The sequence below is a fragment of the Ancylobacter sp. VNQ12 genome, from assembly GCF_049445835.1.
Classification (GTDB): domain Bacteria; phylum Pseudomonadota; class Alphaproteobacteria; order Rhizobiales; family Xanthobacteraceae; genus Ancylobacter.
In genome coordinates, this window is sequence record NZ_JBMSDU010000019.1 from 13,033 (window position 1) to 30,574 (window position 17,542).

Consider the following 17,542-nt stretch of genomic DNA (forward strand, 5'->3'; position numbering starts at 1 on the left):
TCCTATTGGCTGCTGGCGGACGCGGCTCTCGCCGCGTCCTGGATCTGATCGAGGTACGAAAGAACGTTGCTGTCGGTGTCGACGTAGCGCGCGCTGACGGTCGTCACCCGGCACGGGTCCGCCGCCGTCCCCGCGCCGATCATACCGACCGGACAGACCTGACCCGAGGCTGTTTGCTGCGTGGTCACAGCAGCCTGCATGCCGCCCGCGGCGCGGCTGGTGTCGCTGGTCGCCGCGATGTTGAGGGCGTTCAGCGCGGTCAGCCACAGATTGGTGGAGCCGATCACACCGTTCCATCCGAGATTGTTCTGAAGCCGTGCCGCGCTGTTCATGTCGAGCGCGCCCATTACCGTGTCGGCCGTTCCCACTTCCTGGCTCGCAGTGCGGAACGCCGACTGGGCGGCGACCGTGGTCGAGCGGCTTGCATCGACGCCGCCGACGACGCCGCCGGCCGATTGGAACAGCGTCTGCAGATTGAGCGCCGCGCCCTGCGCATTCGCATCCGGCGTCGCCGGGAGGCTCGGCCCGTAAGCCTGAATCGCCTGCGCGCCGGCGCCGGCCGACGGTTGCACGGTCGGGTTGGTGACGTTGGCCTTCTTGCCCGTCGTCACCGCGCATCGCACGCCCTTGTTGGCGTCCTGCCGTTGGGTGGTGATCGGAACGAGCGTCACCGTCGTGCCCGCGGTTTCCGAACGTTGGGTGAGCTGAGCAGCGTCATTGACGGGCACGTTTGCGAACACAGGCGTGGCGCTCGCCGCCAGAATGAATCCGATCGCGATGAACAGAAGCTTCATGCCTCGGCCCTCCCCAGAAAGATCGGCAGCCAGACGGAGGGATCCCCGCCGACGCGAGCGCGTAGCGCCTCGAGCTCGGCCACCGTCTCGGTGCGCCCCGAGAGCACCTTGATCAGGTCGGCCATACCGCCGAGGTTCAGACGGGCGACGACACTGTCGCGGCCATGCTTGATCAGAAAGGAGCGGCTTTCGGCCGGGGTGGAGCGGATCCAATGGACCTCGCGGCCGGACAGGCGGAAGGCCTGCCGGTAGCTCTCGTCATCCGCCTTGGGATTGGGAAAAAAGATGTTGGTGCTGGTCTGCTCGATCAGCGTGTTCGACGCCTTCGAGCGTACGATGTCGGCGGCCGACTGAGTGCCGAAACCGATGATGCCGTTCTGCTTGCGGATGGTCTTGAGCTTGTCGCGGATGAAGAAGGCGAAGACGTCGTCGTCGAGCAGACGCCACCCCTCGTCGAGGAAGATCATCACCGGATCGCCGGTCAGCAGTTCCTCGGTTCGATGGAAGATGTACATGAGCGCTGCGGTGCGAATGACGGGATCGTCGAGGACCCGCGTCATGTCGAAGCCGAACACGCTGGATAGTGAGAACTGGTCTTCCTCATTGTTGAACAGCCAGCCGCGTTGGTCGGCCCGCATCCAGCTTTCGAGCCGGGCGAGAAGATCCCCCTCCCCGGCGCGAATACGCCCCCGCAGCAGGGTCGAGAACGCCTTCAGCGTCCGCCCTGCGGGACCCGCGCCGAGGGAGGCGTGGATCGCGTTGCGGATCACCTGCTCTTCCGATGCCGACAGCTCGGTGCCGCTGGCCGGCCGAAGCATGAAGGCGAATAGCTGGTAGAGGAATTCCCGGTTCGCCGCCGTGTCCGGCAGCGACAACGGATTGAAGCCGGTCGGCTCGCCAGGCACGAGCGTCGCGTACTGGCCGCCGAGCGCGCGAATGAAGATCTCGGCGCCGCGGTCCTTGTCGACGAAGACCAGCTTCGGACGGGGCAGGATGCGCTGTGTCTGCGCCGCGATGAAGGAGAGGAACACCGTCTTGCCCGACCCAGTCGGGCCGACCACGGTGAAGTTGCCGATGTCGCGGACGTGGTGATTGTAATAATAGGCCGTTTGCGAGGTCGTCTCGAAGACCGAGATCGCCGGACCCCAGTGATTTCCGGAAGGACGCCCGCTCGGGTAATTGTGCAACGATGTAAAACCCGCGAAATTCTTCGACGAGATGACGCTCTTGCGCGCGATATAGGCGAAGTTGCCCGGGAGCTGTGCCCAGAACGCCGGCTCGCAGTTGAGATCCTCGCGCACCCAGATGACCGAGCGGTCCGTCAGCGCCGCGCCGACGGCGGTCACGGCAGCGCCGACCTCGGCGAGGTCGCGGCCGAGGCACATCACCGTCATGTGGTGCTCGCCATAGATGGCTTCCGAAGCCAGCAGCTCGTCGCGCGCTTCATCGAGATGCTCGGCGACGATCGAGCCCGCCTCGTCCGACATGTCGACCTGGCGCGCGACCCGGTCGATCTGCTTGGCGGCCTCGGGCCGATCGACGATCGCGAAAGTCTGCGTCGCGATGAACTCGTGCGGGACCCGCAGCAGATTGTCGAAGGAGCCGGGCCCCGTCTGCGCGGGGTACTCGCGGATCGAGACCATGGCGCCGAAGCGCGTGTCCGCCGGGCCCGCGCCCCGGATCTCGATCGCATTGCGGCCGAAGAAGATGCGCTTCAGCGAGAGCGCATCGGCAAGGTCCATGCGCGGCAGATGCATCGGTCGGGCGATCCCGCCATTGAGCAGCTGAACCAGGAATTCGAGCGGCTCGGAGAACCAGACTCCGTCGCGGCTGACGACGCCGAGTTGCCGGGCGCCGTACCCCGCCAAGCTCTCGCGCACCGCAGTCGCCACGTCGCGCAGCTCATTGAGGGCGGTCTGCCGGGCGACGGATTCGCCGGCCGCATCCTTGCGCCCGAGCAGCTTGGTCAGCATCACGTCGAAGGTGCCGGCCTGTCCCTGGAGAGGGCGCCGAACGATCGTCAGATAGAGGTCGTTGACGAACATCCGCCGCTTGGAGAGCGCTTCGTTGTAGCGCGCGTCGAGCTCGGCGCAGAACGGATTGTCGAAGGTCGATTCGATGTGCGGCTTCACCTCGCGCCGGATGATGTGGGCGGCGAGCGCGAAGCGCGAATTGGCAAGCGTGCGCACCACGTCGTTGCGGCCGAGGAGGCGGGCGTTGACCTCGCTGATATCCGAGGTCTCGAACGAATAGCCGTCGAGCTTGAAGATGGTGAGCACGAGGCCGTCGCGCGTCTTGACGATGTGATCGTCGACGTGGCGCGTGTAGGGCACGTGCGAACCGACCGGCCGCTCGCGGCGTGACACGGCGCCGAAGGTCATTTCATCGAGGAGCGCCTTAGCGACCATGACGGTGCCTCACACGCGATAGCTGTCGGCGGCCCAGAAGGACCGCGATCGCGGCGGGCATCGCGCCGACTTGACGAACAGGATCTCGAAGATGCGATCGTCCCGGAGCGTCATGACGTAGCCGAACAGATGCAGCGGGATCGCGACCAGAAGCAGAAGCAGGTTGTGCGAGACGAGAAAGCAGATGCTGGAGACGACGCCGTTGAACATGAAATACATGTACGGCACCCCCATCAGCGTCGGTGCGCGGGTCAGAGCCCGGACGAGCGGGGTGATCAGCGGCTGCTCGAGCTCGTCCTCCGTCATTGGCCGACTGCCGACTGGAAGAACTGGACGATCTGCGCGCTGCCGAACACCAGCACGATGCCGAAGATCACGCTGCCCGCGATCCCCCAGGTCAGCCGACCCGACCACGCGAACAGGCCGCAGGCGATCACGGCGAGCGTGGCGAGCGCCGTCGCGATCGGTCCGGTGAGCGTCGAGACGAGCTGCTGCAGCGTCGATTGAACTGGCTGCAGCGTTCCCCCGCTCTGGGCGGCAGCATTCGCCACGCTGAGAAGCACCAGTCCGGTGGCGAGCGCAGCGCGAGACTTCAAGGCTTTCATCCAGCTCTTCCTTTCAATCAATGTGCATCACGAAGCCGTCGTCCCACGCGGCGCGCGGCCGCGCGTCGGGTGCGCTCGCCGCCGCGCTCGGCGTCGCGGGCTCGATCAGGTCTGGGGTATCGGGGCCGAGCCTGCGCGACCCGCGCCGCGGTGACGTTCCAGGCGTCGGCAGCGCGTAGACATCGTTGATGACCTGCGCGACGAAGCGCACCGTCTCCGTGTAGGCGGGCACGCCCCGGCTCTTCTCGACGACGTCCTCGCCGGCGTTGTAAGCCGCCAGCACGTAGAAGGGGTTGCGGTACTTCTCGTGCAGCGCCCGCAGGAAGCGGATTCCGCCCAGCACGTTTCCTGCCGGATCGCACAGATCGACCTTGAAGCGCTGGGCAGTTGCCGGCATCAGCTGCATCAGGCCGACCGCGCCCTTTTCAGAGACGGTGATCGAGTTGAAGCCGCTCTCGTTCTTCGCCACGGCCAGCACGAAATCCGGATAGAAACCCTCCTCGGTGGCGATCTTCAGGACGAGTGCCCGCGCTTCGTCGGTCGCCATCGGCTCGCCGATCTTGCACGGCGCGCCGGATGTGGACGCATCGATCCGCTGGCTGGCCGGCTGCTCGTCCTGGACCGGCGTGACACGGCCTCTGGCGTCGACCGATGCGATCCTGGGCGAAGCGCTGCGCTGATCCTCGCCATGCGCTCCTGAGACCGTCGCCATCACGCTCAACACCACCGCGGCCACGCGAATCGACATCCCAGCCGTCTCCATTTTCTAATAGACAATATATTGAATGTTGATACGTTGGCAACAGGCTCGTTCCCGGATCTGCGGCCGGTCTTGATCCCGGAGGAAAGATGCAGCGGCGTGCTGGTTTGGTGATCTCGGTCCTGGCCGCTGCGGCGCTCGGCCCGGCGCCGCGCGCGGCGGCTCAGGACGCTTCGTTCGGCTGCAAGGTGCTGCTGTGCGCCGCCGCCACCAACCCGTCCTGGTCGGGCATCGCCTATTGCGTTCCGGTCATGCAGCAGCTGTTTCGCCAGCTCGCCCGCGGCGGCGGCTGGCCGACCTGTCCGGAGGGCAACACCAGCGGGCTCAGATATGAGCGCTTCGAAGCTTGCCCGGCTGGCCGCACCGCCGGACAAATGAATGCTGATGGAACCGATGGGTTCTCCGCCAGCCCGAACGGCGATCTCTGCGCCGACCTGTCGAAACCGCGGCGGATCTGCTCCGGCGACGATGGCTGCCGCACGAGCTATCCCACCACGGCGCGACCGCTGCGCAGCGAGCCCTATTTCGTCGACATCACGACGGCGAACGGGACGCAACGCTTCTATTTCTCGCTGCAGGGCTATTGAGCATGCGCGGGACGTCGCTTGCCGCCGCACTTACAGCGTTGAGCCTGGCTGACGGCGCAGCGCTGGCCCAGTCGGCCTCCTCCCGGTGGTTCCCCGTGCCTGACACCGCCGTCTACCAGACCGGCGACAGCTGGTCCGACGGCGGCACGACCTTCCGGCTCTATGGTGTGCAATCCTGCCTGCGCGGCACCAGCTTCACCAACACGCACGGGGTCAGGCGCGATTGCGGCGAAGCCTCGCTCGCCATGTTGATCGCGCTGATCCGGGATCTCCGACCTCAGTGCTACGACGCGGCCGAGGCTCGTCAAACGCGGACCATGTTCGTCTTCTGTGTCGCGACCCGCATGGAGGGAGCCGGCAAGGGATCGCGCATCGACCTCGGCACTGCGCTGATCGCGACGGGCTTCGCCTTCGCCGCGCTCAAGCCCGACGGCGCGCCGGTCCACGCTCCCTATCTCGAGGCACAGGCGCTCGCCCGATCCACCCGCGCCGGCCTCTGGGCGTTCCCCGACCTGCCAGATCCCAACGCGATCATCCTGCGCGCGCTGCGGCAGGAAAGCCTCCCCCCGCCGAACGCGCCAGCCCCGTGATTCCCGAACCAAAAGGAGAGCCCCTTGCGAACCACCAACCTGTTCATTGTCCGCGGCCATGTCGGCCAGACACCGAAGGCCTTCAACAAGGCAGCGAAGATCAATGTCGCGACCGACCGCATCTGGACCGACGCCAAGGGCGAGCGCCACGAGGAGACCGATTGGGTGACCGTCACCATCCTCAACGAGCGGGTCGCCGAATGGGCGATCGCCAATGTCGCGAAGGGCGACGCCGTCTACGCCGAATGCCGGGTCGCCGATGGATCCTACAAGGGAAAGGACGGTGAGACGGTCTACACCACAGACGTGATCGCCAGCGCCTTCCACAAGCTCGATCTCGGCGCGCGCGACGATGCCGCGGCGTAGGGCGGGCCAGCTCATGCTCGGAGCCTGCCTCCTGTTTTCGGGGGCGCCCTGCCTTGCGCAAAGCGCGAGCCCAACCCCCAACCTGTACCGGCCAAAAATGGCCCCGCAGGTTTCCCCGATCCGGGTCGAGGTGATCGACGGCACCCACTTCCGGGACATCGAGACCGGCGACGTCTACCGCCTTTCCGGCATCGACACCTGCGCTCCCGGTCAGCTCGCGCGGCTCAGCCGGCAGCCCTGGCCCTGCGGGACGATGGCGACCGCATGGCTGGTCAATGCGACCCTCAACAAGTGGCTCGCCTGTGTCACCGTTCGTGAGAACGGCGGCGAGCGCGTCGCCCGCTGCGCGTCGGCGAGCTATCCGGATCTCGCCGCCGGGATGCTTCATGACGGCGTGGCGGTGCTGGCGCCATCCAGCCCCGAGGAGCCCGTCATCGCGTCCTATTCGCTCGCCGAGCAGCAGGCACGAAAGGCCTATCGCGGCCTGTGGTCGAGCGTGTTCCAGATGCCGTGGGACTGGCGCGCGCAACACGGCGAGGGTCGACGGGCGGTTGCCGAAGAGGCCCGGCAATGACCGCCAGGCTCGCCCAGCTCCTGCCGTTTCTGATCCTCGTCGCCGGCTGCGCCGAGCCGAGGCCGGTCACTATTGCCCCTCCCCCGCTCGGGCCCGACGCCTTGTACGCGCCGATGCGGGTTGTTCCAGGCCGTCTCGAATACGCGCCGGATCGGACGACCTTCGCCCCGGTGCTGACGGAGCGTTTCGACTATCCGACGCAACCGCAGGCCAATGCCGCCTATCTCCGCCTGATCGCTGCAGCGCCGGCCGGCCGGAGCTATCCGTCATCGATCTGGCTGTTCGGTTGCAAGCCCGGCGCGCTGGACCCGCAGACCGCCAGGGTCACGCGCTATCGCGGTCCCGTGGTGCACTGCGCCACCGACTTCCTGGACGAGCGCGGCGCACGGCTTTGGCGCGAGACCGCGAATTTCTACTACGACCGCAAGCTTTGGACGATGGATCCAGTCTATCCCCCGCGGACCCCGGTCGCCTGGCGCGGGCGCGAGGGCTCGCCCAAGGACTTCTGGTCGTGGCTGGCCGGCCGACCTCGTTACGAGTAGCGAATTCCCTGATGGCGAAGCAAGCCGGGTTGAGACATTATATTAGATATTATACAAGTCGGCGAGGGCTCTTGGCGCCATTGTGCCGCGCGACCCTTTTAAGCCTTCTGCTGCAAATGGTGACGGCCATGGGCATTCACGCGCAATCCCTCACTCCCGACCCTGCGGCGTGGCGGCCAATGTCCTACGCCAACTTGCAAGGCCCGGCGCCTGACACCGCGATCTACGCCGAAATCTGGAAGGACGAGATCGACAAGAACAACCAGCTCTATCGCGAAAGCGGCGATCGCCGGTTTCTTGGCGGCAATGCACCCGTCACCGAGGCGCATTTCGTGATCTGGAGCCGCGCACGATCGGTCGTGGTGAGCCTTCTCAACACCGCGAGCGGCTGCGTCATGAAGCAAGAGAACCGTGACGCGGCCGCGCGGGTGAAACTTTGCCCGATGCGCGTGGCGATCTACGAGGGCGTCAGGGTGCGAACGCTCGATGCCGGTCGGGGCTGCTTCCTCGAACCCGCGCCCGGTGCGACGCTCGATCCGTCCGCATCGGCGCCCTATGCCTCCTACGACGTTGCAACCAAGACCGTGAAGATCGGGATGCTCGTCGCGCACCAGGCGGTAGACGGCTGCTCGAATTCGATCCCACTCGCGGAGCACCTGCCGTGATCGCCGCGACCGCCACGGAGAGAGTGATGACGGGGATCGCTTCTAGAGCGCGGCGTTGCCCAGACCGTCTGCCGATCGCGGGCGGAGCCTGCCACACAGGCCTGCGTCGCGGTCAAGGCAACCCTACGGGCACGCTCCGCGTGGCCTTGACCGGCCTCGGCCGGATGGCCGGCTCTCGCGGCATCGCCAGGAGGCTAGCCATGGGTATCGCAGCGTCTTCCCTCGTTCTCACCTTCCTCGCCACCCCGTCTTTGGCGGTCGAGATCAGCTCCCTGCGGCCGGGCGTCTACCTTCCCGCCGACATAGGCTGCCAGGGCATCGGCGGCGCCGGCGAGCTCTATTTCGATGGCAAGAATTTCTCCGGCCACTATCAGCTTTGCCGCACGGATGCGCTGGCTCGGCGCAACGGCTACCGCTCGACCTGCGTCGAAGCGCAGGGCGCCGACCAACCGAAGCTGGAGGACATCGACAAGGATCCCGACCGTACAACTGCCGATGCGACCATCGTCGCGCGCTCGAGCCGGGCGTTCGACTACAACAACACGCGCTATAATTTCTGCGAGGCGCCATGAGACGGCGACTGACGGCCCCCCTCCTCCTGTGCTTCGCAGCATCGGTCGCGCTTGCCTCTGACTGCGCCGACGGCGATCGCATGCTGCAAAATCGTGACTCGCTGGACTCGCTTTGCCCCGACGGCTTCACCAGCAAGTCGGGCGGCTCTCTGCCCACCGCCATGAAGAACCAGCCGAACAACGTCGCGATGGTGTACGCCGCCGCGCAGAACGCCGGCGTGCCGACCGACCTCGCTCTCGCGGTGAGCTACCACGAATCGGTCGGTTTCAATTCATGCGCTGGTTCCGACACCGGGGTCAAAGGCCCGATGCAGCTCACCAAGAAGACCGGCGCGCAATACGGGTATAATCGCGACATCAACCAGGAGAATATTCTCGGCGGCATGCAGGTGCTGAAGGCCGCGTACAATGCATGCGGCTACGACTATAGCTGCCTGGCTTCCCGCTACAACGGATCGCCCCGGCCCGGGGAGCAGGCCGGATGGGCCAAGGGTGTTGCCGCGGCTAACCAAAGCCTCAAGAGTGACCCGGCGCTGCTGGCATCCGCGTGCGGAACACAAGCCTGCACAATGGGCCCCGGCGATTTCTCGACCTCGACCGGTCTCGCTGCCAATGCGCCGACGGCCGAGCAGGCGAACGTCATTGTGGCGCCAAGCCAAGTTTGAAGCACTACAGGATGGCCGCTGGGATCTGGACAAGCAGCGCTCTGCCAACCGGACTTCCCCGGACCTATTGCCCGAGGAAGTCACCCGGCTGGAATCGTCTTCGACGACGCGACGGCACACGCGGGCAGCGCATCGTCTGAACGAGGATCAGGGCTTGCAGGTTGAGCGGACCATATCCATCCGAAATGGCGCCCCCTGCGGATTTCCCCTCTTGCCGCTCACATCCGCGATCATCCGCGGCCGCAGTTCTCGGACGGCCGGTCGCGGCTGATCGAGGGCTTGGATGCAGCCGTGACCCTGGAAACGACGACCTTCAGTTCAGCTCGCCCGGGTCGCGGATGATGAAGGGAGAGAAGGCGCTCAGCTGCTCCTCGGTCGATTCACACAGATCGCCGCCACGATAGTGCGCGTGGACCAGCGCCCAGAAGACAACCTCATCTGAACGCCCGGCAAACAGCGCCTTCTGCAAGGTGCGCCCGATCAGGGTCACCGCGCGTGCGGGATCGTAGCGAGCGTGCAGTTCATGGGCGACGATCTTGGTATCGGCAGTCCGAATCACTTGGTTTCCTCCGTTGTTTTTGACGTCGTCATGCGGCGACCGGCCAGGGCGGCCTGCCGAGGACCGGCTCCGTCGTGCCGCGGGCCTCGTGGATCGCCGCGAGGGTCTCGGAATTGAACGACATTCGCAGCGCCACGACTTCGTCGCGACCGATGCGCTTGGGAAAGCCGAGCGGTCGGACGAAGAAGCGCAGCTGCATCGCGATCACCATCAGCCGCCAGTCAATCGCCACCGTCACCGTGTCGACCCGGTTGGCCATCCCCCATTCCACGACGCCTTGTGCAAGTTCGAGGAAAGGACCCGTGCCGCGCGGGCGCATCTCCCGATATCCGGGCGCCACGCAAAAGCGGGTCCACTCGAAGACGCGGGGCCCCCGTGGCGCCTTGCGCCGGCACAGATCCCCGAGCACGTCGCTGAGCAGATGGGGCCGCGTAGTCGGCAGCAGGCGCTGATAGCCGACGATCTCGTCGCCATGCAGGCAGATCTGATGAATGGCGTGCTCGTCGTCGAAACGGTCGCGCTCGCGATCGTCAGGATGGCGCAGATCCTCCCATCCCTTTTCCTCGACGAAGATTGCATGACGCAGGCGATAGGCTCGGTCCATCAGCGCAGTGTGGCGCTCGACGTCCGAGCCGGGAATGACCAAGAGCATGACAGGTTCCTCGGCTTGTTGTTCAAGCCGAGTTGTTCATGCTCGAAAAATTCGCGGTATGGTCACAAACGACCATTGTTTCGCCCTCGCGGGTTGTGCACAGGGCCGGTCGGAAGAGGAAGCTGAACTGTCGCTCCAAATGGGACCTACCGTGCTGCACCGCGTCCTCTACTAGGAGGGCCGAACGTATCTTGACTGTCTTGCGGGATTTGACCGCAGCGACCTAGTTCAGTGGTGAGTGCCCTAGGGTCGCGTTGCGCTGACGAGAGAGGACGTCGAGCGGGCATCCGTCAGCACGCAGTTTTCCGCCCCTGCCGTGTATTGGTCCAGTGGAACAGACGTGGATGGATGGAGCGCTGAAGTCAAATGTAAACAGATAATTTATGACATTGTTGAGTCTGTATTTTACCCCTAAATTTTTCGTGATTGTAGCTGTGATTAATTTCACATCTTGAGCGGAAGCGCTGTCGTACTCAGTTTCGTGCTCGATAGAGCTAAATATGAAACATCGAGGTGAATCCAATGATCAAGATCATAATGGCGTGCACTGCAATCATCATCGCCACTTCTGGGGGAGTCATGGCCGATTATTATTCGCCGACGCTCTCGGCAGACGCTCAACAGCGCCACGAATTCAGGGACGTCCAGCAGGGGAGTTATCCGTCAGGTCCCGCGCCGTCTAGCCTACCCGTCAGTCAGGATCAGCTCGGCCGCTGATGCTGCCAGCCTAAGTTCTGATCGCATTGCCTGTCCGGGTTCGCGGCTAGGTCGGGCACGATCTAGTAGGATGGGCGACCCGCGGCACTGAGATAACGATCCTGCGGCATGCGGCAAGTTAGTTCAGCCGGAAGCGGTCCCGATCCTTGGGAACAACGTCGGTCTACGGGCCGCCCACGTTGGCTGAGGCTCGTGTTCGGAATTTCTTCTGGAAATCAGGTGATGATGAAGGGCGCGCCGGCGGCGTGCCCTTCAGGCTTAGTGACGGTCGTTAATCTCGTCTACACACGCTTGAGCGCTCCACCTGCCGTCCGGGCTTGCCTCACGGTCGAACAAGGTGCCTAGTCTCTGATCACATTTGGCGAGGTGATACATCACTAGCTCGTCAGCGGATCCACTTCGCTAGCCAGCTGCATGTTCGCGCGAGATGGTCAATGACGGTCGGAAGCGCTCACTCTTTCTGGGCACTCGGCGCATTTGGGTCGACAGCCACATTGGAGGTTCCAATCCTGATTCCGAACAGCCAGATCCAATTGATTACATCGATTCGGGGCGCACAACCATGTGGTTCGGCGGATGCTCATCGCATAGGAATTGTGGTACCGTTTCTCTGAACGCGCGCAGCGAGTGGCTTGGCGGAAGGGAGTTCTTTCCCGAAAAGTAAGATCTTCGTGCGTACGCCCGAATGATAATAGAGAATATACGGCCTCTATTCCGGATCGTTGCTATCATCCGGACCCACAAACGGATCCGCCAATGCAGCGTCAGGTCGACTGACCTCAATGTTTGCAGATGTGACCGAGGCGAGTTTTTGCGGTCCGAATCTGCGCAGATACTGACGGAATGTCCCGTGCATGCCGCCGTCTGCATAGGCCGAGCGCACCGCTGGCTCGCTTTGCGATAAGCGCGCGATTGCGGTCGCGTCCTCGAGCCTATGTCGTGCAACGAGCGACGCCTCATCAGCATCAGCGTTTGGGGTAGCTTGACATGGGGCCAACGGATTGCCGTCGGTCGTAACAGTCTCGCTTGCGCCGTAAAATCGATACCGTCCTCCGCACGCGGACACTCGTGGAGGCACTTTGGTCACCGCGAAGATGTCGGTACCTTCCTTTAGATTTTGCCAGAAGGCAATGTTGGGATCCTCGCGATGCAAAGCGAAGTTTCGAGGGGTCATTCGAAACGGCAGCGACTGCACTTGGAAGCCGACTTGCCCCGCCGCTAGTGCTTCGCGCGCGAGTGCATATACTTCAGTAATGCCGTCGTTTGTCATCGCAAAACAACCAGACGATGTACAAGCTCCATGAACCATTAGAGCGCTACCTTCGTATCCCAACGCCTTTTCTAAACGGTTCGGATATCCTAGATTGAACGATAGGTAATATTGCGATCGGGGGTTCAATTGGGCTGCTGCTACAGAGTAGAAGCCTTCGGGCGCCTGACGGTCACCCTCCTGCTTCTTCGGTCCGAGCTTTCCCGACCAACGGCACAATGGATATTTCTTGAGTAGTGCGTAGCGACCCGACGAATCTCGTTTCCAAACTTCGAGTTCACTCTCTTTCTTGTAGATCCGGATGAGGATTGGGTCGGCTGGGGACATGCCACGCTCCGCCATCTGCCGCATAAGTTCCGCAGGTATGGGCGCTTCGGCGCGATCGTCAATGGGTATGCCGGCGCACGCGGCGACCAACGCGGCGAGTGTGACGAGGAGAGCTGGGCGCACAAAGATACTGACCCACTGCGTTGCAGGTGGGCCGCGCCGGTGACGGTCTGCTCTATCGTTGGTCGCACCGGACAACCTGTTGCTAGCATCATGAAGTGAGCGCAGCATCAATCTCTCCTGAAAGGATCGCGTCTGGCAGTACTGACCCGCGGCTCTTGATGGTCTTCGTGGGAAAACGACCGGTGGCCGTATGGTCGGCTCAAGCGCGCATGCACAGAGTGGATCTTCGCAAGCAGCAAATGCTGACCGGCAGAGGGTTACGGAGCTCACAGCGCGAAACAAGTCTAAGATCGATCACTTCGGCCTACTGATGGATGGGGCGCGCCTCGGGCGCGCCCCATCGGTATCACTTCGATTTTTCGATCTTCGTGACTGTCAGGCGGCCATTGACCCGATCGGCCTCGAACTTGACCTTATCACCGAGCTTTACGGTCTTGAGCAGAGCAGGATCACCAATCGCAAAGACCATCGTCATCCCGTCCATGTCGAGATTCTTTATGGGCCCATGTTTGAGCGTGATCTTGCCCTGCGCTTCGTCGATCTTGGTAACCTGCCCATCCACCGTTGCGGCTTGGGCCAACGCAACTGTGGCGAACGCCGAGATGGCTGCCGCTATGACGAATTTACGCATCGATTTGCTCCTCTCTTGTGAAGGCGTCACTTGACGATGATTTTGCCAAACATTCCGGATTCGCGGTGGCCAGGGATCAGGCAGGAAAAGTCAAACTCACCAGCCTTGGTGAAGCGCCAAACGATCTCTCCGGTTTTCTTCGGAGCAAGGCGTTTGGCGTTGGGATCGTCGTGTTCCATGTCGGGATTCTTTGCCATCTCGACCGCATGCTTCATGTTTTCTTCGAGCGTCGCGAGAACGATCTCGTGGTCCATCTCTCCATTGTTGCGGAGGACGAATTTAACCTGTTCCCCCTTCCGGATTTCGAGACGACTCGGGACGAATTCCATTTTTCCCTCCGTCTCGCGCATGGTGACCTGAATGACGCGGCCAGGTTTCCCGGGGTCCCCAGGCACCCCATAGGCGCGTTCTTCACCATGGGAATGGCCAGCGTCCGCCAAAGCGGCGGTTGAGAGCGATAAGACCGCAAGAGCGGCGAGCAAGATTTTCGTCTGCATGCAGTATTCCTTTTCAGTGACTGTCATGAGGGGATTTGTTGCCGGGCTTTACGACGTTGAATTCCACGGCCGTGGTCTTGTCTAAATCGGAAGAGGGCGCACGTACCGCATTCTTCGGCTCGCCTTTCCACTCGAAGGCGACTGTTCCTTGCGGATGCTTGAACCAGCCGGGATCCTTGTAGTCGTTGGCGGCGAGCCCCTCTCTCACCTTCACGACCGAAAACATGCCCCCCATTTCCACAGCGCCGAACTGCGCGAAGCCCGTCATCATCGGAAGGGTATTGTCGGGCAGCGGCATTTCCATTTCGCCCATGTCCGCCATCCCGGCGGTGCCCATCGGCATGTAGTCGGGCACGAGCTTACGGATCTTCTTGGTGATCTCCTTCTTGTCGACGCCGATGAAGTTGCGGATGTCGTGGCCCATGGCGTTCATGGTGTGGTGCGACTTGTGGCAGTGGATCGCCCAGTCGCCCGGCTTGTCGGCGACGAAATCGAAGGCCCGCATCTGGCCGACCGCGCAGTCGATGGTGACCTCCGGCCACGCGGCGGCTTCCGGCACCCAACCGCCATCGGTGCACGAGACCTTGAAGTCGTAGCCATGCATGTGAATGGGATGGTTGGTCATGGTGAGATTGCCGAAACGGATCCGGACCTTGTCGCCCTTGGCCGCGACGATGTGGTCGATGCCTGGGAAGACCCGGCTGTTCCAGGTCCACATGTTGAAGTCGGTCATCTCCGCGACCTTCGGCACATAGGAGCCGGGGTCGATGTCGTAGGCGGCCATGAGAAAGACGAAGTCGCGGTCGACACGGCGGAAAGTTGGATCCTTCGGGTGCACCACGAAAAAACCCATCATGCCCATGGCCATCTGGACCATCTCGTCGGCATGGGGGTGGTACATGAAGGTGCCACTTTTCTGCAGCTGGAACTCGTAAACGAAGGTCTTTCCTGGCTTGATGTGAGGCTGGGTGAGACCGCCCACGCCGTCCATGCCGCATGGCAACAACTGGCCGTGCCAGTGGATGGTGGTGTGCTCCGGCAGCTTGTTGGTGACGAAGATACGCACCTTGTCGCCTTCGACTGCTTCGATGGTCGGGCCGGGCGACTGGCCGTTATACCCCCACAAATGGCCGACCATTCCGGGTGCGAACTCGCGTACCACCGGTTCGGCGACGAGATGGAACTCCTTCCAGTCGCCGTTCATCCGCCACGGCAGCGTCCAGCCATTGAGGGTAACGACCGGCTGGTAATCTGGGCCGCTCGTCGGGACGAGCGGCGGCTGCATGGTCGGCTCTTTCATTGTGGCAGCCTCGGGGATCGAGGCTGCCTGGACACGGCCTGACACCGCGCCCACGCTGATCAGCGCCGCCGCACTGGAGGCGCCGAGGAAATTGCGACGGGAGACCGTCATGATGTCCACCTTTCTCGGATCAATGCCCGCCGCCTTCAGCGGCAGTCGCGACAGCAGGTCCTTCGCCCGTCGAGCCGGACGAGCCGCCTCCGCCAATAATGGCGGTTTCGAAGTCGACGGTGGCGATGAAGAAGTCGCGCTTGGCCGCGATCGCCGCGACGTTGCTGTCGATGCTCTCCTGCGCCGTCGTCAGTAGCTCGAAGACATCGATCAGCATGCCGTTGTATTCGAGCAGCGCCTGCTCATTGATCGTCCGGCGCAGCGGCAGGATGCTGTTCTGATACTGTCGGGCGATGTCGTAGCTGGCGCGATAGGTCAGATAGGCCGCACGCGCTTCTGAACGAACATTGATCGCTTTTTCCATGAGGCGGTTGACGGCCTCCATGTAGGTCTCGCGCGAACGGCGGACATTGACTTCGCCACCGTCGAAGATCGGGATCTGGATTTCGAGCTCGAAGCCGCGCGGCGAAGCGCTTTCGCGCACGCCGTCCTCGCTCACACGCTCGTAATTGCCGCGCCAGCCGACATCGAGCATCGAGATGAAGCGGGTCGCCTCGGTCAGGCCCAGCGTCTTGCGCAGCGCGTCCAGCTCCAGCCGTGCTGCGATGAGGTCCACCCGCTTTCGAACCGCATCGACCTCGACCTGCTGTACCGTCCGGACGCGGGGCATGCTCGGGAGCTGTCCAGGCAGCTTGTACCCGACGTCGTTACCCCACAGGCCGAGCATTCGGGTCAACGCCTCGCGGTCCGTGCCCGCGTTCATCCGAGCTTGCGCAAGCTCATTGGAGACTTCGGCATAGAAGGCACCCGCCCGGGCTTGGTCCAGTTTCTTCGCGGCGCCGGTCTCTCCAAGCTTGCGCGTGAGGTCAGCGGCGGCATCGGCCGAGACCCGTGCTTGCTCGAGGAATGACACCGTCTGCCGTGACGCGACGGCGCGATAGTAGGCACGACGTGTATCTGCCGCGGTGCGGAAGGTGGCTTCAATTGCCTTTTGCCGCGCCGCTTCGAACTGCGTTTTTGCGATGTCGCTGCGCGCCGGGAGCGTAATCAACGCTAGGATGTTGGCGATGACGCGGCGCTCGATCTCGAGCTCTCCGCCCGTCGCCAGACGTTCGACGCCGATGACTGGGTTCGGCGGCAAGCTGGCCTCGACGAATGCGGCCTCGGAAACTCCGAGCACATTGTACTCGGCCTGAAGACCGCGATTGTTGATTAGCGCCAGCTGGACGGCACCATCGGCCGTGAGGGGCCTGGTTAGGAGGACCTTGACGCGGCTTTCGACTGATGCCGCATCGGCCGGTGAGGCGATCTTTACGGTATCCATGCCGATCGCAGACGTGACCTGGTTCGCCACTGGGCTCATGCCGCCATCCCGTGTGAATGTGGCACAGCCGCCAAGCGCGCTGGCAAGCGTCCCTATCGCGGCATACCGCACGAGACGGCGCCCGGTTGGGACTTTCGCTGGGTCAAAGATCCCGCTCGCCATCATTCGCTCCCCGTCTTGGGCGCGACACGCTCGTTGCGTTCGGTCCAAGGTTTTGGATCGACCGGCCGGTAATCGACGGTGCCAGCAGTGACGGGCACGTAGCGTAGGGCCGGCACCGGCACGCTCGCATCGGACGGATGGGCTGCCGTCTCGATATCGGGCGGTCCGGAGCATGCGGACAGGATGACGGCGAGGGCCGTCAAGAGAACAGGCTTCATGGAAATCCTCAGAATCGACCGGATCGGCCTGAGCGGTTATTCCGCACGGCATCGAACAGCGGGCTTCGCAACGCGCAGCGCACGCGGCAAAGGGCGTTGACAGATAACCAAGCGCAAATGGAGACGGATTCAGTCCGTCAGCGGTCAAATGACGCGAAGGGAATCAGCCGACGATCAGATGTCGGCGGATCTCGGCGGCCGCTCAAAACGGACGCCTGCGGCCCCATTCATGCCGACTATCAAAGGAGCATGGTCGGCCACATGCGAGAGCATATGCACAGCCTGCACGTCATGGCCGGTCAACATGGCCGTGTGGCAAGCCGCAGCACAACATGAGCTCGCCTCTCCGCTCTCCTGTGGATCGGATCGGCACTCCACCCCGCTGGTTTCATCGCACGTTGCGTGACTTGCGCTCGATGAATGCTCATGTCCGGTGTCGCCATGCAGATCGACTTGCCCGGCTGGGGGGACCCCAATCGCGGAGTGGTGCCCTTTCCCCGGCATTCCCCCGGACACGACACTC

At 63.2% G+C, this 17,542-nt stretch carries 22 protein-coding genes; 9 read left to right on the plus strand and 13 right to left on the minus strand.

Translation table 11 applies throughout. The features are described from left to right. Positions 1–2: 2 nt before the first annotated feature. The 5 genes from ACO2RV_RS20200 to ACO2RV_RS20220 are packed head-to-tail and all read right to left on the minus strand — an operon-like array spanning position 3 to position 4,555. Positions 3–794, minus strand: a complete 792-nt coding sequence (locus ACO2RV_RS20200) for a hypothetical protein (RefSeq protein WP_423296047.1) — start codon at positions 792–794, stop codon at positions 3–5. Continuing rightward, entirely contained in the window at positions 791–3,202 is a 2,412-nt protein-coding gene (locus ACO2RV_RS20205) for a VirB4 family type IV secretion/conjugal transfer ATPase (RefSeq protein WP_423296048.1), read from the minus strand. Before ACO2RV_RS20205 ends, ACO2RV_RS20200 begins: the two co-directional genes overlap by 4 nt. 9 nt (positions 3,203–3,211) lie before the next feature. Then, a complete protein-coding gene (locus ACO2RV_RS20210) occupies positions 3,212–3,508 on the minus strand; it encodes a type IV secretion system protein VirB3 (RefSeq protein WP_213375937.1) in 297 nt (98 codons plus the stop codon). After that, positions 3,505–3,807, minus strand: coding sequence for a TrbC/VirB2 family protein (locus ACO2RV_RS20215; RefSeq protein ID WP_213375938.1), 303 nt, complete (start codon positions 3,805–3,807; stop codon positions 3,505–3,507). The genes ACO2RV_RS20210 and ACO2RV_RS20215 overlap by 4 nt, the downstream gene beginning before the upstream one ends. Positions 3,808–3,820: 13 nt before the next feature. Continuing rightward, positions 3,821–4,555, minus strand: coding sequence for a lytic transglycosylase domain-containing protein (locus tag ACO2RV_RS20220; RefSeq protein WP_423296049.1), 735 nt, complete (start codon positions 4,553–4,555; stop codon positions 3,821–3,823). 101 nt (positions 4,556–4,656) lie between these two features. On the opposite strand from ACO2RV_RS20220, the gene ACO2RV_RS20225 reads away from it, so the two are divergent. The 8 genes from ACO2RV_RS20225 (at position 4,657) to ACO2RV_RS20260 (ending at position 9,128) form a co-directional block, all read left to right on the plus strand. Beyond that, positions 4,657–5,154 carry a hypothetical protein gene (locus tag ACO2RV_RS20225; protein ID WP_423296050.1) on the plus strand — a complete coding sequence of 166 codons (498 nt, stop codon included), beginning with the start codon at positions 4,657–4,659 and terminating at the stop codon, positions 5,152–5,154. Positions 5,155–5,156: 2 nt separating this feature from the next. After that, complete coding sequence (locus tag ACO2RV_RS20230) at positions 5,157–5,744, plus strand: thermonuclease family protein (RefSeq protein ID WP_423296051.1); 588 nt, start codon at positions 5,157–5,159, stop codon at positions 5,742–5,744. Positions 5,745–5,768: 24 nt separating this feature from the next. Beyond that, entirely contained in the window at positions 5,769–6,110 is a 342-nt protein-coding gene (locus ACO2RV_RS20235; RefSeq protein WP_423296052.1) for a single-stranded DNA-binding protein, read from the plus strand. A 13-nt stretch (positions 6,111–6,123) separates the two neighbouring features. After that, complete coding sequence (locus ACO2RV_RS20240) at positions 6,124–6,684, plus strand: thermonuclease family protein (protein WP_423296053.1); 561 nt, start codon at positions 6,124–6,126, stop codon at positions 6,682–6,684. Beyond that, positions 6,681–7,226 carry a hypothetical protein gene (locus ACO2RV_RS20245; RefSeq protein ID WP_423296054.1) on the plus strand — a complete coding sequence of 182 codons (546 nt, stop codon included), beginning with the start codon at positions 6,681–6,683 and terminating at the stop codon, positions 7,224–7,226. Before ACO2RV_RS20240 ends, ACO2RV_RS20245 begins: the two co-directional genes overlap by 4 nt. A gap of 179 nt (positions 7,227–7,405) precedes the next feature. Then, positions 7,406–7,891 (plus strand): hypothetical protein, encoded by a 486-nt coding sequence (locus tag ACO2RV_RS20250; RefSeq protein ID WP_423296055.1) that lies wholly within the window; start codon positions 7,406–7,408, stop codon positions 7,889–7,891. Positions 7,892–8,091: 200 nt separating this feature from the next. Continuing rightward, entirely contained in the window at positions 8,092–8,463 is a 372-nt protein-coding gene (locus ACO2RV_RS20255; RefSeq protein WP_423296056.1) for a hypothetical protein, read from the plus strand. Positions 8,464–8,543: 80 nt separating this feature from the next. Beyond that, positions 8,544–9,128: a transglycosylase SLT domain-containing protein gene (locus ACO2RV_RS20260; protein WP_423296057.1), complete on the plus strand. Its 585-nt coding sequence runs from the start codon at positions 8,544–8,546 to the stop codon at positions 9,126–9,128. Positions 9,129–9,441: 313 nt separating this feature from the next. Here ACO2RV_RS20260 and ACO2RV_RS20265 read toward each other — a convergent pair whose 3' ends face one another. Further along, complete coding sequence (locus ACO2RV_RS20265) at positions 9,442–9,687, minus strand: hypothetical protein (RefSeq protein WP_423296058.1); 246 nt, start codon at positions 9,685–9,687, stop codon at positions 9,442–9,444. A gap of 28 nt (positions 9,688–9,715) precedes the next feature. Beyond that, a complete protein-coding gene (locus ACO2RV_RS20270; protein WP_423296059.1) occupies positions 9,716–10,339 on the minus strand; it encodes an acyl-homoserine-lactone synthase in 624 nt (207 codons plus the stop codon). A gap of 522 nt (positions 10,340–10,861) precedes the next feature. On the opposite strand from ACO2RV_RS20270, the gene ACO2RV_RS20275 reads away from it, so the two are divergent. Further along, positions 10,862–11,056, plus strand: coding sequence for a hypothetical protein (locus ACO2RV_RS20275; protein WP_423296060.1), 195 nt, complete (start codon positions 10,862–10,864; stop codon positions 11,054–11,056). 709 nt (positions 11,057–11,765) lie between these two features. On the opposite strand, the gene ACO2RV_RS20280 is transcribed toward ACO2RV_RS20275, so the two are convergent. From ACO2RV_RS20280 to ACO2RV_RS20305, 6 genes are all read right to left on the minus strand, one after another. Next, the gene (locus ACO2RV_RS20280) at positions 11,766–12,884 is read right to left on the minus strand and encodes a L,D-transpeptidase family protein (protein ID WP_423296061.1); all 1,119 of its coding nucleotides are present in this window, start codon (positions 12,882–12,884) and stop codon (positions 11,766–11,768) included. A gap of 238 nt (positions 12,885–13,122) precedes the next feature. Next, on the minus strand, positions 13,123–13,407 hold the full coding sequence (locus ACO2RV_RS20285; RefSeq protein WP_423296062.1) for a copper-binding protein: 285 nt from the start codon (positions 13,405–13,407) through the stop codon (positions 13,123–13,125). A 26-nt stretch (positions 13,408–13,433) separates the two neighbouring features. Further along, positions 13,434–13,904 (minus strand): cupredoxin domain-containing protein, encoded by a 471-nt coding sequence (locus ACO2RV_RS20290; protein WP_423296063.1) that lies wholly within the window; start codon positions 13,902–13,904, stop codon positions 13,434–13,436. Positions 13,905–13,917: 13 nt separating this feature from the next. Continuing rightward, entirely contained in the window at positions 13,918–15,315 is a 1,398-nt protein-coding gene (locus tag ACO2RV_RS20295; RefSeq protein WP_423296064.1) for a multicopper oxidase family protein, read from the minus strand. Positions 15,316–15,334: 19 nt separating this feature from the next. Further along, positions 15,335–16,678, minus strand: a complete 1,344-nt coding sequence (locus tag ACO2RV_RS20300) for a TolC family protein (protein WP_423296065.1) — start codon at positions 16,676–16,678, stop codon at positions 15,335–15,337. A 122-nt stretch (positions 16,679–16,800) separates the two neighbouring features. Beyond that, positions 16,801–17,019 carry a hypothetical protein gene (locus tag ACO2RV_RS20305; protein WP_423296066.1) on the minus strand — a complete coding sequence of 73 codons (219 nt, stop codon included), beginning with the start codon at positions 17,017–17,019 and terminating at the stop codon, positions 16,801–16,803. Positions 17,020–17,542: the final 523 nt, after the last annotated feature.